11 protein-coding genes are annotated in these 13,744 nt (G+C 74.3%); 3 read left to right on the top strand and 8 right to left on the bottom strand.

Annotation, left to right across the window (positions count from 1 at the left end; genetic code table 11):
* Positions 1 to 37: 37 nt before the first annotated feature.
* The 4 genes from AB0O19_RS30460 to AB0O19_RS30445 form a co-directional block, all read right to left on the bottom strand.
* The gene (locus tag AB0O19_RS30460; protein ID WP_363624138.1) at positions 38 to 904 is read right to left on the bottom strand and encodes an acyl-CoA thioesterase II; all 867 of its coding nucleotides are present in this window, start codon (positions 902 to 904) and stop codon (positions 38 to 40) included.
* 231 nt (positions 905 to 1,135) lie between these two features.
* Positions 1,136 to 1,834, bottom strand: coding sequence for an alpha-ketoglutarate-dependent dioxygenase AlkB (locus tag AB0O19_RS30455; protein WP_363624210.1), 699 nt, complete (start codon positions 1,832 to 1,834; stop codon positions 1,136 to 1,138).
* 88 nt (positions 1,835 to 1,922) lie between these two features.
* Complete coding sequence (locus AB0O19_RS30450; RefSeq protein WP_363624136.1) at positions 1,923 to 2,381, bottom strand: transglycosylase family protein; 459 nt, start codon at positions 2,379 to 2,381, stop codon at positions 1,923 to 1,925.
* A gap of 340 nt (positions 2,382 to 2,721) precedes the next feature.
* Complete coding sequence (locus AB0O19_RS30445; protein ID WP_363624134.1) at positions 2,722 to 3,495, bottom strand: transglycosylase family protein; 774 nt, start codon at positions 3,493 to 3,495, stop codon at positions 2,722 to 2,724.
* Positions 3,496 to 4,101: 606 nt separating this feature from the next.
* Here AB0O19_RS30445 and AB0O19_RS30440 point away from each other — a divergent pair.
* On the top strand, positions 4,102 to 4,935 hold the full coding sequence (locus AB0O19_RS30440) for a hypothetical protein (RefSeq protein WP_363587031.1): 834 nt from the start codon (positions 4,102 to 4,104) through the stop codon (positions 4,933 to 4,935).
* A gap of 223 nt (positions 4,936 to 5,158) precedes the next feature.
* The gene (locus tag AB0O19_RS30435) at positions 5,159 to 5,944 is read left to right on the top strand and encodes a hypothetical protein (protein ID WP_363624132.1); all 786 of its coding nucleotides are present in this window, start codon (positions 5,159 to 5,161) and stop codon (positions 5,942 to 5,944) included.
* A gap of 154 nt (positions 5,945 to 6,098) precedes the next feature.
* On the opposite strand, the gene der is transcribed toward AB0O19_RS30435, so the two are convergent.
* The 4 genes from der to AB0O19_RS30415 all read right to left on the bottom strand — a co-directional run bounded on the left by der (position 6,099) and on the right by AB0O19_RS30415 (position 10,983).
* Positions 6,099 to 7,553 (bottom strand): ribosome biogenesis GTPase Der, encoded by a 1,455-nt coding sequence (gene der, locus AB0O19_RS30430; RefSeq protein ID WP_363587005.1) that lies wholly within the window; start codon positions 7,551 to 7,553, stop codon positions 6,099 to 6,101.
* Between the two features lie 231 nt (positions 7,554 to 7,784).
* Positions 7,785 to 8,498, bottom strand: a complete 714-nt coding sequence (gene cmk / locus AB0O19_RS30425; protein ID WP_363624130.1) for a (d)CMP kinase — start codon at positions 8,496 to 8,498, stop codon at positions 7,785 to 7,787.
* Between the two features lie 225 nt (positions 8,499 to 8,723).
* A complete protein-coding gene (locus AB0O19_RS30420; protein WP_363624128.1) occupies positions 8,724 to 9,818 on the bottom strand; it encodes a DUF4419 domain-containing protein in 1,095 nt (364 codons plus the stop codon).
* Between the two features lie 79 nt (positions 9,819 to 9,897).
* The gene (locus AB0O19_RS30415) at positions 9,898 to 10,983 is read right to left on the bottom strand and encodes a prephenate dehydrogenase (protein ID WP_363624126.1); all 1,086 of its coding nucleotides are present in this window, start codon (positions 10,981 to 10,983) and stop codon (positions 9,898 to 9,900) included.
* Positions 10,984 to 11,380: 397 nt separating this feature from the next.
* Here AB0O19_RS30415 and AB0O19_RS30410 point away from each other — a divergent pair, with 397 nt between their 5' ends.
* Positions 11,381 to 13,741 carry a DUF4139 domain-containing protein gene (locus AB0O19_RS30410; protein ID WP_363624124.1) on the top strand — a complete coding sequence of 787 codons (2,361 nt, stop codon included), beginning with the start codon at positions 11,381 to 11,383 and terminating at the stop codon, positions 13,739 to 13,741.
* Positions 13,742 to 13,744 lie beyond the last annotated feature (3 nt).

The raw sequence follows: 13,744 nt of genomic DNA, 5'->3' as shown, positions 1-13,744 counted from the left end.
CACCCGGCCGCCGCGACGCACCCACGCGCCCGCCCCGTCAGCTGCCGGCGCCCAGCGGCCGGAACAGCCCCTCCTGCACCACCGACACCACCAGCCGCCCGCTCCGGTCGAAGATCTGCCCGCGCGCGAGGCCGCGCGCGCCGTGGGCGATCGGGGACTCCTGCTGGTACAGCAGCCAGTCGTCCGTACGGAACGGGCGGTGGAACCACATCGCGTGGTCCAGCGAGGCCATGTCGAAATGCCGGGTGCCCCAGAGCGGCTCGACGGGGGCGCGGACGGCGTCGAGCAGCGTCATGTCGCTGGCGTAGGTGAGGGCACAGACGTGGATCAGCGGGTCGTCCGGCAGCGGGCCGTCCGTCCGCAGCCAGACGCCGCTGCGCGCCTCGACCCCGGCCAGCTCCTCCTTCGTCCAGCGCAGCCGGTCGACGTAGCGGATGTCGAAGGGCTGGCGGCGGCTGATGAACGGGGGGAGTTCGCCGAGTCGGGAGCCGACCTCCTCCAGAGCGCTGGGCAGGTCCTCGGGCGCGGGGACGTCCGGTATGGGGTGCTGGTGCTCGATGCCGCCCTCTTCGGGGCGGTGGAAATCGGCGGTGAGGGCGAAGATCGGCCGACCGCCCTGGATGGCGAGCACCCGGCGCGTGGTGAAGGAGCGGCCGTCGCGGATCCGGTCGACCTGGTAGACGATCGGCACGCCGGGCACCCCGGGGCGCAGGAAGTAGGCGTGCAGCGAGTGGACCGGACGGTCGCCGTCCACCGTGCGCCCGGCCGCGACCAGCGCCTGCCCGGCGACCTGGCCGCCGAACGTCCGCTGCAGCGCCTCCTCGGGGCTGCGCCCGCGGAAGATGTTCAGTTCGATCTGCTCCAGGTCGAGCAGGTCGACAAGGTCGTCGACGGGGGTACCCATGCGTGCGCTTCCTCTCCAGGCCCACGGCCCCGGCGGAGGTCTTCCGCCCGGCTCCGGTGCCCGTCCTGATCGAATTCTCCAACCCACTCGAATTCTCCGGCGACCGGGGTCATTCCCGCCCACCGGGCCGAAGGGCCCGATTCACTCGAACGAGTAAGCGAGCGGTGAGCGAGCAGCAGGGGGAGAGCGGACGAGCGGCCGCCAAGCGGACGGACGAACGCCCACCCGGACTCAGGCCTCCCCCGCCGCCAGCCCCGACTGCCGCACGGTGATGTTGAGTCGGCCGACCAGACCCAGCGCCGGATCCGCCGTGCCGGGCAGCGTGCGCACCACGCCGTGGTAAGCGAACCGGGCCGGGCCGCCGAACACCAGCAGGTCCCCGCTGCGCAGCTCCAGGTCGGTCCACGGGCGGGTCCGGGTCTCGGTGTTCCCGAGCCGGAACACGCAGGCGTCGCCGAGCGAGAGCGAGACCACGGGCGCGTCGGTCCGCTCGTCGCGGTCCTGGTGGAGGCCCATCTTCGCGCCGTGCGGGTAGTGGTTGACGATCGCGATGTCGGGTTCGTACGACGCGGCGCCGGCGATCTGCCGGGCGTCCGTCCCGTAGGCGTCGGCGACGGCCCGGCGGGCGAGGCGGTCGAGTTCGGGCGGGAACGGCTTGACGGGCGTGCCGTCCTCCGCGTCCCTCCGATAACCGTACGGATACCAGTGCCATCCGAGGCTGACCATCCGTACGGACATCATTCCGCCGGTGGGCATCCGCACGGCGTGCAGGCCGGCCGGTGGGCGGGCCCACTCCCGGCAGGCGGCGACCAGGCGCAGCTGGGCATCGGCGTCCAGCCAGCCGGGGAGGAGGACGGCACCGGGGGCGGGCTCGGCGCGCCCGCGCGCGGCAGCGGACCCCGACCGGCCGGCCGGGACGGCACCGGGCAGGTCACCGAACAGTTCGCCCTGGATCACCCCACCATCCTCCCGCACCGCCGTGGCCGAAGCCCGGCCAGCCTCACAAACCCGGCCAGCCTCAGAAACCCGGCCGGTCTCGGGAGCCCGGACCGCCACCGGGGGTCGGGCTGCCACCGGGGGCCGGACCGCTACCGGGGGTCGGGCTGCCGCCGGAGGTCGGGCTGCCGCCGGGGGCCGGCGATCCGCCGATCAGCCCCAGCTCCCGCGCGCAGTCCGGCCACGCCTCCCAGCCCTGCCGTCGGAGGATCTCCTCGCCGACCGTCGTCTGCTCCCGGCGGCTCGCGTGGTCCGGCCGGTCGGCGAAGCGCAAGCCTCCGGCGACCTCCCAGGTGGGCGGCCAGATCTGCAGGCCGCCGTAGTAGCCGTTGCCGGTGTCGGCCTGCCAGTCGCCGCCGCTCTCGCACTCGGCGAGGCCGTCCCACACGACGTCCGCGACCCGGACCGCCGCACCGGCCCGCTCCCAGGGGATCGCCGCCGACCCCGCCAGCAGCACCACGGCGACGCCCAGCCGAAGCACGACCCGGCACATACGCTCGTCACACGGAGGCAGCACAGCAGCCGACCCTAGGCTGGTCGCCGCACGCCCTTCCCCAACGACACGCCGAACGCGCCGAACGCGCCAGAAACACCAGAGACGCCAGAAGCACCGGAAACGCCGACGGCCGCTCCCCCGCACAGCGGAGAAGCGGCCGTGGTGTCAGCACAGCGCCGGGGCCGGGAGGCCCGCTGAACCGAGCTCAGGCCGGGGACGTCGGACAGCCGACATCAGGCGGCAGACCCCGGAGAGCCGGTGTCAATCGCTCAGCTGCTCAAACACTCAGCTACTCAGAGGCTCAGAGGCTCAGAGGCTCAACTGATCAGACGCTCAGGGTCTGGCCCGGGAGGATCAGGTCGGGGTTGCCACCGATGACCTTGGCGTTGTTCTTGTACAGGTCGTGCCAGTCCAGGCCCTGCGCGGCGGCGATCGAGCTCAGGGTGTCACCGGACTTGACGGTGTAGCTGTCGCCCTTGGCCGGCTTGGCGTCGTTCGAGCCGGTCCAGCCCTTGGCGCCCTTGGCGGCGTCGTTCTTCGGCGCGGCCTTCGGGGCGGCGGCCTTCGGCGCGACATCGGCCTTCGGGGCAGCGGCGGCCTTCGGGGCCTGGGTCTGCGCCGGCTTGGCGGCCGGGGCAGCCGGCTTGGCGGCGGTCGAACCGGTGGTCGAACCGGCCGAGGTGTCGACGGCCGCCGGGGCGCCGCCCTTGGTCAGGCCGGCCTTGACGGAGCACACGGGCCAGGCGCCCGGGCCCTGCGAGGCGAGGACCTTCTCGGCGACGGCGATCTGCTGCGCCTTGGTGGCCTGGTTGGCCTGCGGGGCGTAGGCGGTGCCGCCGAAGGCGGCCCAGGTGCTGGAGGTGAACTGCAGTCCGCCGTAGAAACCGTTGCCGGTGTTGATGGCCCAGTTGCCGCCGCTCTCGCACTGGGCGACGGAGTCCCAGGTGGAGACGGAGGCGGCGGAGGCCGAGGTGGCCGTGACGAGGCCGGCCACCGGCAGGGCCGCGACAGCGGCGCCCGCCACGACAGCCATCCGGACGCGGTTGCGCTTGGTGGCCGTGGAGGTGGTGGCAGCGGCGGTCTCGTGACGGAAGGTCATGGGGTTCCTCTCGAAAGCCCCGGGCGGGCATGCGGAACCAGGCCCTGGAGAGGGCCGCGTTCACTTGCCGCGTCCATCGGGCGACCGTGCACGTGTCGGACGTGCCGCTTGCCGCCCCGGCCACCCAGCCGCTCACCGGCGACCTGTTCGAGCGATCGCGTCGGCGGGCACCTGCCGCATCCGGCGGGAAGCCGGAGGGGCGGTGCGTCGGGGGTGAACCCGGGTGGCGCTCGTTGCGCCGCCAATGAAGCTACGAGCCGGTCGGCGGGGAAACCAAAACTCCACCGGTCTGCCCAGCTCAGCCAAGGGTTACCGGCGGTAATGACCGCACAATCTTGCCCGAAATGCCCGTTTTAGCCGTCGATTCGTAGATCAAACATCACGGCGGCGTGACTCACCTCACGGTTTCATTCCGGCAGGCCTGCCACCGACATCGACACATTGCGACCACGAGAACACGCGGCGCGGTCGGATCAGAGGCAATTCCCGTCAGCCTCGTCGACCACCCGTGACGCCTGACACAAGGGCCCGTTGGTCATGGCGACCTCCCCGTATCCGCCCCCCGACCGCCAACCGCACCCACCAAGAGGAGAACCCGTGCCGCGCATGCTCGACGTCAGCGACGAGGTCCGGTCCGAGATCGGCGACGACGAGGCGGACCGCCTCCTCGGCGGCGACCGCGCACCCGACAGCTACGAATGCACTTCCTGCCGCACCTCCGGCGACACCCACGCGGAGCCCACCAGCACCGTCCTGTTCGTCGGCGAGGAGACCGCCGTACTCGCCTTCGCCCACGCCCGCTGCATCCCGTCCCAGGTGGTGCCGGTGGCCGAGGAGCAACTGGTCGGCGCCGTCCGCAGCATTAGCCAGGCCCAGACCGGCGCCCCGGCCGCGCCCGCGCACCCGCTGGTGCCCATTCCCGCGCCGACCCCGGCGACCGCCCCCACCCCCCAGCCCAGCGCGCCGGGCCAGGCCGCCATCCTCGGCATCACCTGCGGGCTGGTGCTGCACGGCAAGGTCGGGCACGCCTCGCTGGTCGTCGAGCCGACCGGCCCGGTCGGGCGCCCCGGCAGCACCTCGGGCGAGGACGAGTTCCTCGACCTGCTCCAGGACGCCGGCTTCCAGGCCATCACCGACCTCGACGAGACCCCGGACCAACTGGGCGGCTGGTCGGTCCTGGTGGCGATGGGCAAGCTGCACGCGATCCTGCAGCCCGCTGCCGCCGGCGGCAGCACCGGCTGGTGGCAGGCGCACCAGCCGCTCCAGGTCACCGACGCCTGGCGGATGGCCGCGAGCCAGCTCTCCGAGGTCACCATGTACGCCGTCCCGGCCGGGATGGTGGGCCGTCAGCCGCGCGAGGACCTGCTCCGCCAGGCGCTGGAGCGGGCGGTGGCACTGGGCCAGGTGGTCGCCGCCTCCCTCCCCCTCGCCGGCACCTGAGCCCCTCGGCACCCAGCCCCAGCAGCGCGCGCCCGACCCAGCCGCGCCCCCGACCCAGCAGCATCCAGCCCCAGCCCCAGCCGCGCCCCAACCCGCCGGCACCCGGGCTCCACGCCCGGGCTCCGCACCCGCTGGAAGGCGGCCTCCCCCTCGGCACAAGCCGCCTTCCGGCCGGGCCCTGGCAACCCCGCATCCCTGTGCCCCCTCACTCGTTGGCCCCTGTGTGTACAGCTACGACGTCTCCGCGTCCCCCGGCCGGTCCACCACCGCCCCCCGCTCGATCCCCGGCATGCGCCCGTCGTACGACGCGGAGCACCCGCACTCGACGACGCCGATCTACGACGAGCTGTACTCCGAGTACCGGCGGCTGTTCCGCGCGCTCCCGGGCGACCGCTCGGGCGAGGAGGACCTGAAGTTCACCGGCTTCGCGGTCCGCGACGGTTACCCGGTGCTCGGCGAACCGCGCCCGTACCCGCCCCAGCACCAGGCCTTCCACAGCTACGGGGGACAGGCGCCCGGCCTGCCGCAGTACATGCCGAGCCAGCAGCACGGCCACTCCGCAGGGCACGCCGCCAACCACGGCGCCACCGGGCACTCCGGCCACGGCGCCACGAACCACACCCATCACGGCGCCACCGGCCACACCCATCACGGCGCCACCGGCCACACCCATCACGGCGCGATGGGCCACACCGGCCACAACGCCCCTCAGCCGCACCCCCACCCCCACGCCGAGCCCGCCGCCCCGACCAGCGACGGCTTCGGCCAGGCCACCCCGGCGGCCAGCGCCCCTCAGCACACCCCGCCCCCGCCGCCCCAGTTCACCAACGGCCAGGGCTGGGTGGCCGCCGGCTACCTCGGCCCGATCCCGCACGCGATGCCCGCGCCGCCCCCGGCCCCCGCCCCGGCCATGGGCACCGCCACCGGCGTCGCCACCGCCGCGCCCACCGGCGGCCGCCACCGCCAGATGCTCTCCCTCCCCCCGGGCCGCAACGGCGACCACCACTGAACCGCCCGCCTGCGCACCACCCCCACGGCGCCCGCGCGGCGCCCGCACGACCCCGTACACGCGACGAGGGCCCCGCCACCACCGTGACGGGGCCCTCGCCCACACCTGCTGCCGGCACCCACCGACTCGACTACTGCCGGTGGATCACGACGTCCTACTTCCTCTTGCGCTTCTCCCGGACCCGCACCGAGATCGAGATCGGCGTCCCGACGAAGCCGAACTCCTCACGCAGCCGGCGCTCGATGAAGCGCCGGTAGCCGGCCTCCAGGAAGCCCGAGGCGAACAGCACGAACCGCGGCGGACGGATGCCCGCCTGGGTGCCGAACAGGACGCGCGGCTGCTTGCCACCGCGGATCGGGTGCGGATGGGCGGCCACCAGCTCGCCGAGGAAGGCGTTCAGCCGCGCGGTCGGGATGCGGGTCTCCCAGCCTTCCAGCGCGGTCTCGATCGCCGGGACGAGCTTCTCCATGTGCCGGCCGGTCTTGGCCGAGACGTTGACCCGGGGGGCCCACTGCACCTGGACGAGGTCGCGCTCGATCTCGCGCTCCAGGTAGAAGCGGCGCTCCTCGTCCATCTGGTCCCACTTGTTGTAGGCGATGACGACGGCGCGCCCGGCCTCGACGGCCATCGAGATGATCCGGGTGTCCTGCTCGGCGAGGGTCTCGCTGGCATCGACCAGGACGACCGCGACCTCGGCCTTCTCCAGCGCGGCGGAGGTCCGCAGCGAGGCGTAGAAGTCGGCGCCGGCGGTCAGGTGGACCCGGCGGCGGATGCCGGCGGTGTCGACGAACTTCCAGGTCTTGCCGGCGAGTTCGATCATCTCGTCGACCGGGTCACGGGTGGTGCCGGCCAGCTCGTTGACGACCACCCGCTCCTCGCCGGCGACCTTGTTCAGCAGGCTGGACTTGCCCACGTTCGGGCGGCCGATCAGCGCGATGCGGCGCGGGCCGCCGGGGGCGGCGTCGCCGAAGGTCTGCGGCGGGGCCTCGGGCAGCGCGTCCATGACGGCGTCGAGCAGGTCGCCCGAGCCTCGGCCGTGCAGCGCGGAGACGGGGTACGGCTCGCCCAGGCCCAGCGACCACAGGTAGGCGGCCTCGGCCTCGGTGGACGGGCCGTCGACCTTGTTGGCGCACAGCACGGTCGGCTTGCCGGCCCGGCGGATGAGCTTGATCAGGGCTTCGTCGGTGTCGGTGGCGCCGACGGTGGCGTCGACCACGAACAGCACCGCGTCGGCCTGCTCGATGCCGAGCTCGGCCTGCGCGGCCACCATCGCGTCGATGCCGAGGACGTCGATCTCCCAGCCGCCGGTGTCGACGACCTTGAAGCGGCGGCCGTTCCAGCTGGCCTCGTAGGTGACCCGGTCGCGGGTGACGCCCGGCTTGTCCTCGACGACGGCCTCACGGCGGCCGATGATGCGGTTCACCAGGGTCGACTTGCCGACGTTCGGGCGACCGACGACGGCCAGCACCGGCAGCGGTACGTGCTCGGCGCCGTCGAAGCCGTCCACGCCGTCGACGTCGAAGCCTTCCTCGGCGGCGATGGCCATGAACTCGGCGTAGTCGGCGGCGTCCAGTCCACCGTGGCCGGTGTCGGAGTGCTCTGCGGTCATGTTCGTCTGTTCCGTTTCCCGGCGCGGCCCTTCCCAGGGGCGCGCCGTGCGTACCTGCCCCGCTCGGGGCAGCGCGATGGTTTTCTCCGCGGCACCTCGGCGGCACCGCAGCTCATTCGGCCGTTCCGGCCATTCCGGTCGTTAAGACCATTTCGGCCGTTCAGACCATTGTGGCTGTCCGGACCGGTCCGTCCTTCAGACCGGTCCGTCCCTTCGGGCCCGTCCGTCCTTTCAGACCGACGACATCCCGGCCCGCTCCTCCACCAGCGCGGTGATCCGGTCGATCACCTGCTCCAGGGTGAGCTCGCTGGTGTCCACCAGGACGGCGTCCGCGGCCTGGGCCAGCGGGGCCGTCTTCCGGGAGGAGTCCGCGGCGTCCCGGCGGGCGAGGTCGGCGGCCATCGCGGTGATGGTCGCCTCGTCGACGCCCTTGGCGCGCAGCTCGGCCGCCCGGCGCTCGGCCCGGGCCTGCTCGGAGGCGGTCAGGAACACCTTGACGGTGGCGTTCGGGAACACCACCGTCCCCATGTCCCGGCCCTCGGCGACGATGCCGCGCTCGGCGACCTCGGCGCAGCCGCGCTGCAGCTCCACCAGCCGGGAGCGCACCGCCGGCACCGCGGAGACGGCGCTGACCTGCGCCGTCACCTCGGGGCCGCGGATCGGTCCGGAGACGTCCTGGCCGTCCACCGTGATGGTGGGACCGTCCGCGTCCGTGCCCGACACGATCACCGGCTTGCCGCACGCGACGGCCACCGCCTCCGGGTCGGCCACGGCGACGTCGTTGGCCAGCATCCACCAGGTCATCGCCCGGTACATGGCGCCGGTGTCCAGGAAGCTCAGGCCCAGCTGGGCCGCCACCGCCCGCGAGACGGTCGACTTGCCCGAACCGGAGGGTCCGTCGATCGCGACGACGACCGGGGCGTGCGCTCGGTCGGCAGTGTCCACGGGGCCGAACCTCTCTCTGGGCGTGAAAGCCGGGGCCTGGGGAGGCAGACGGCAGGGGGTTGTCTCCCTCAAGGTTAATGGACCGCCGCCCTACCCACTCCGCCACCCGATCAGCCCAGTACCAGCCCCCTGCCGGCCCCCTCGGCTCCGGTGACAGCGCCGGTATCGGCTCCGGTGACAGCCCCGGTATCAGCGCCGGTATCGGTCCCGATATCGGCGCCGGTATCAGCCCCGGTCGGGGCCCAGGATCCGCAGGACGGCGTTGCCCAGCCGGGGCCGCAGGTACTCCCCGTCCCACTCGATGCCGAGGATGCCGGCGGTGAAGGCCATCGGGATCTCGCGGCCGAGGTGGTCCCAGACGAACGGCACCTTGGAGACGTGCGAGGGGAAGTCGTTCACCGCGAAGGAGTCCCGGTGGTACGGGTTGGCGTCCGCCTCCCGCCAGCCGAAGGACTGGCGCAGCCGGGGCCCGTCGGGGGTCTGGGTGTGCGCGAGGAAGGCGGTGAGCCAGCCGGTCACCCGTGGGCCGCCGGACATCGACCGCCACTTGAAGAGCGAGCGCCAGAACTCGTCGTCGACCGTCCCGCCCGCCGCGGTCGCCGCGATCTCGTCGAGCACCGGGCGCAGTTCGGCGAACCACGGCGCCAGCCAGTCGAAGCGCTCCGCCAGCCCGGCGACCCGCGCCACCAGCAGCGCCCAGTCCCCGGCCGTGCCCTCCAGCCGGATCCGCGGGATGCCGCAGCGGGTCTCCCAGCGGAAGGCGTAGTAGGGGCTGACCACGTCCATCAGCGCCACCAGCGCGGAGGAGGCGTCGTCGGGCGTGGTCGTCGAGAACGCCGGCTGGAACAGCTCCACCAGCTCGGCCCCGACCGCCGCCGCCAGCGGCTCCCGCACCAGCCGGATCGACCGCGACCAGTCCGGGCCGGGCGCCGCCAGGGCGTCGTCGCGGACCACGATCGCTTCCCGGCGCCCCTCGGCACCGCCGAACAGCGCCCGGTACCTCGGCGCGTACATCCGCGCGTGCACGGCCACCTCGTGCACCACCGCGTACCAGAGCACGTCCGGCGACAGGCTGAGCGGCAGGTGCTCCGCGAAGGCGGCGTGGACCGCCCGCACCAGCAGGCTGCAGGTCGGCTCCGGCTCGGTGGACTCCGGGTCCGGCGGCGTCGGCCGGGGCAGTTCGACCAGCGCTTCGACGCTGCGGTGGTGGATCCGGAAGTCCCCACCCACCACCGCCCGCAGGAACCGTTCGTTCCCCAGGTCCACCGGCCGGCCGTAGGACCCGTGCCGGGTCTCGCCCAGCGGCAACTCGATGATCATCCCTGCTCCCCCTCAACCGAACCGCTCGACCGAACCGCTCAACCGAAGTCCCAGAAGCCGACCGGCCCCCGCAGCCCGATCAGTCCCGGACGCTCCACCCGCTCGCCCGCAGCGCCACCGTGAGCGGCTTGACCGCCCCGGGCGCCACCGACAGCTGGACGAAGCCCACCTGCTGGCCGGTCGAGTGCTCGATGACGACGTCCTCGATGTTGACCCCGGCCGCGCCGACCTCGCCGAACAGCCGGCCCAGCTCGCCGGGCTGGTCACCGAGCACCACGGCCACCGTCTCGTACCGGGTGGGCGGCGCGCCGTGCTTGCCGGGGATGCGGGCCTGGCCGGTGTTGCCGCGCCGCATGACCGCCTCGATCCCGGCCGCGCCCGCCCGGCGCTCGCCCTCCTCGGGGGCGTCCAGGGCGCGCAGCGCGGTGACGGTCTCCCCGAGGTCGGAGGCGACCTCCTCCAGGATGTCGGCGACCGCGCCGGCGTTGGCGGAGAGGATGTCGACCCACATGCCGGGGTTGGAGGCGGCGATCCTGGTGACGTCCCGGACACCCTGCCCGGAGAGCCTTATGGCGGTCTCGTCGGCGTGCTCCAGCCGGGCGGCGACCAGCGAGGACACCAGCTGCGGGGCGTGCGAGACCAGGGCGACGGCCCGGTCGTGCGCGGTCGCGTCCATCACGATCGGCATCGCACCGCAGAGCGCGACCAGTTCCAGGGCGGCGTTGAGCGTCTCGGTGTCGGTGTCGTCGGTGGGGGTGAGCACCCAGGGGCGGCCCTCGAACAGGTCGGCGCGGGCGGCCAGCGGGCCGGAGCGCTCGCGGCCGGCCATCGGGTGGCTGCCGATGTAGTGGACGGTGTCGCAGCCGAGCGCGGCGACCTCGATGCGCGGGCCGGCCTTGACGCTGGCGACGTCGGTGTACCAGCGGGCCAGGTTGCGGCGCTGGCAGTCGGCGAGCACCTTGCCGACCAGGGCGGGCGGCACGGCGATGATCGCCAGGTCGACCGGGCCGTCGGCCGGCTCGGTGATGCCGGCGCCGAGCGAGGCGGCGGTCCGGGCGGCGTCCGGGTCGGCGTCCTCCAGATGGACGGTCAGCCCGCGGCCGGCCAGGGCGAGCGCGGCGGAGGTGCCGATCAGTCCGGTACCGACGACGACGGCAGTGCGCATGGCGGGTCGCGCTCCTTCTCGAATTCTCGGGCTTCGCGTTCCGGGCTGCCCGGCCTCGCCGGTTCTCGGTCCGGTCGGCGCCCCGGCACCGGCCGGGAACACCCGCGCCCCATCCTCTCGCATCCGCCCCACCCTCGCCCCCACCGCCCGCCCACTGGGCAACCACGGCGGCCCCGCCCCCGTCCCACACCATGCGGAGGCACGCCGGACACGGCGGGCACCACAGGACCGCGAACGCGCCAGGCCGCCAGACCGCCAGACCGCCAGACCCGCCAACGGGCATACACGCCGCACCCCGCGAAATCCGGCGACGCCCGCACCGAAGCGGGGCAGACTGGCCGCCCGGGCACGGCGCGGGCGACACGCGGAACACGGCACGCGAACGAAGGGGTTGCGCATGGACGATCAGCACAGCGGCGACGATCAGCAGAACGGCGAGGCCCGACACGTCGGCGAGGCCGGGCCCCCGAAACCCCCCGCCGTCCCCGCCCACCCGTCGGTCCTGGACTCCGTCGTGGTCTACGCCGAGGGCGCGGTGTGCCGCCGCCGGGCCAGCGTCCCGCTCCCGGCCGACGGCCGGCTGCGGCTGACCGGTCTGCCCTCCTCCCTGGACGGCCGCTCGCTGCGTGCCCGGGTGCTCGACGGCCCGAGCGGGACGGCGGTCACCGAGGCCCGGCTGGAGCTGCTCGCCGAGTTCCACGAGCCGACCGAACTCCCCCGGCTCCGCCGCGAGTTGGATGAGGCCATGGAGCGCCAGGGCGCACTCACCGAGCGCCGCCGACTGGTCCTGACCGCGATCGCCGAGACCTCCGCCCTGCGCGCCGTACCACCGCAGCGGCGGCCCGAGGAACCGCTGCGGCGGACGCCCGCCGACGCCTGGCTGGAGCTGGCCGACTTCGTCGACGAGCGCCTGACCCGGCTCCAGCGACGCGCCGAGGAGCTCACCACGGAAGTCGAACTCGCGGACCATGAGCGCGAGTTGGCCGCCGACCGGCTGGACCGCGCATCCACGGCCGGCCCCGCCCACCCGGTCGGGACCGCCGCCACCGTCCTGCTCACCCTCACCACCGCGCAGGCCTCGGCACTCTCCGCACAGCCCGCCCCGGAACCCACCATGGAATCCGCCCCGGAATCCGCCGGGGAACCCGTCGCCCCAGCCCCCGAGAAGCCCCCCGCCCGGCTCGACATCGAGCTGGAGTACGGCGTCCCCGCCGCCCGCTGGGTGCCCGCCTACCGCCTCTCCTACCGCCACGGCGCCGACACCGGCCGACTCGTCCTGCGCGCCTCCGTCGCCCAGCAGACCGGAGAGGACTGGACCGGCGTCCGGCTCGCCCTCTCCACCGCCGACCTCGACCGCCGCACCGACCTGCCCCGGCTCCGCTCGCTGCGGATCGGCCGCAGCCAGCCCGCCCCGCCGCCGTCCGGCTGGCGCGAGCCCCCGGCCGGCCTGGCCGACCTCTTCGCCGGCTACGACGACGCCGGAGCCGGTGCCCGCCCGACCCCGCGCCGCAAGGCCCCGCTCGCCGTCTCGGCCCCCGGCCCGTACGGATCCGCCGCCCGGCTCAACCGCCTCGGCGGCGCCCGGCCCGCCGACGCCGGCCTCGTGGCCGACGCCGCCCGGCTGGCCGCCCCCGCCGGGCGCGGCGGCACCCTGGACATCGACGACCCCGTCCCGGCGCCCCCGCCCGCCCCGAGCGGCTTCGCCGGATACGGCGGTGCACCCGCCGCCGCCCCGATGCCCCAAGCCCCCCTGCCGCAAGCCTCGATGTACCAAGCCTCGATGCCCCAGGCCCCCGCGCCGCCGCCCGCCCCCGTGGCACCGGGCGGCGCGCCCCCGCCGGACCTGCACCCGCTCGCCCGCCGCTCCCGCCGAAGCGGCGGCGGCACCGAGGCCCCCGGCACCGGCTTCGCCCCGGACGCCTCCCTGCTCGACTACCCCGGCCTCGTCCTGGCAGGCCCCGACGCACCCGCCGCCCACCGCGGCACCCTGCGCCCCCAGGCCGAGCAGACCGAGCAGACCGACCACTACGGGCCGGCGGCGAAGCCCCCGGGCGACACCGGCGGCGAGCGGGTCCGCCATCTGGCACTCCCCCGGCACGCCGTCCCGCCCCGCGAGTCGGCGGGCTCCTTCGACCACCGCTTCGACTCCGCCGCCCCCGCCGACATCCCGTCCGACGGCACCTGGCACACCGTCACGATCGACGAGATCCCGGTGTCCGTCCGCCCGGAGTACGTCACCGTCCCCGCCGTCGAGGAGAAGGTGTACGCCACCCTGGTGCTCGCCAACCGGACCGACCGCGCCGTGCTGGCCGGCCCGGTCGAGGTCACCGTCGACGACGAGTTCCTGCTCACCGCCGCCCTGCCCACCCTCGCCCCGGGCGGGCTGCGGAGCCTGGGCATCGGGGTCACCGAGAGCATCGAGGTGGCGCGCCGCACCGAGCTGCACGAGTCCACCGCGGGCATGCTGAGCAGCAGCACCGTGCTCGACCACCGGGTGCACGTCCAGCTGGCGAACCGGCTCGGCCGCACCGTCACCGTGGAGGTCCGCGAGCGCGTGCCGGTCACCTCCGACGCCGAGATCCGGATCGAGGAGCGGGCCGACTGGCAGGCCCCGGCGGTCTCCACGCCGGACTGCCCGCCCAGCACCCGGCTCTGGCGGGTCGAGCTGCCGCCCGGCGGCCGCACCGAGCTGGACGGCGGCTACCAGATCAAGATCCCGGCCGGAAAGGCCATCGTCGGTGGAAACCGGAGGAACTGAACG

The sequence above is a fragment of the Kitasatospora sp. NPDC091276 genome (genome assembly GCF_040684355.1).
Classification (GTDB): Bacteria; Actinomycetota; Actinomycetes; order Streptomycetales; family Streptomycetaceae; genus Kitasatospora.
The sequence above is the reverse complement of the archived record's forward strand: the minus strand, read 5'-3'. Positions and strand labels throughout refer to the sequence as shown.

Coding starts and splice junctions, on each gene's coding strand:
- AB0O19_RS30460 (WP_363624138.1), bottom strand. CDS start 904: ATGGGTACCCCCGTCGACGACCTTGTCGACCTGCTCGACCTGGAGCAG.
- AB0O19_RS30445 (WP_363624134.1), bottom strand. CDS start 3,495: ATGACCTTCCGTCACGAGACCGCCGCTGCCACCACCTCCACGGCCACC.
- AB0O19_RS30440 (WP_363587031.1), top strand. CDS start 4,102: ATGCTCGACGTCAGCGACGAGGTCCGGTCCGAGATCGGCGACGACGAG.
- der (WP_363587005.1), bottom strand. CDS start 7,553: ATGACCGCAGAGCACTCCGACACCGGCCACGGTGGACTGGACGCCGCC.
- AB0O19_RS30420 (WP_363624128.1), bottom strand. CDS start 9,818: ATGATCATCGAGTTGCCGCTGGGCGAGACCCGGCACGGGTCCTACGGC.
- AB0O19_RS30415 (WP_363624126.1), bottom strand. CDS start 10,983: ATGCGCACTGCCGTCGTCGTCGGTACCGGACTGATCGGCACCTCCGCC.
- AB0O19_RS30410 (WP_363624124.1), top strand. CDS start 11,381: ATGGACGATCAGCACAGCGGCGACGATCAGCAGAACGGCGAGGCCCGA.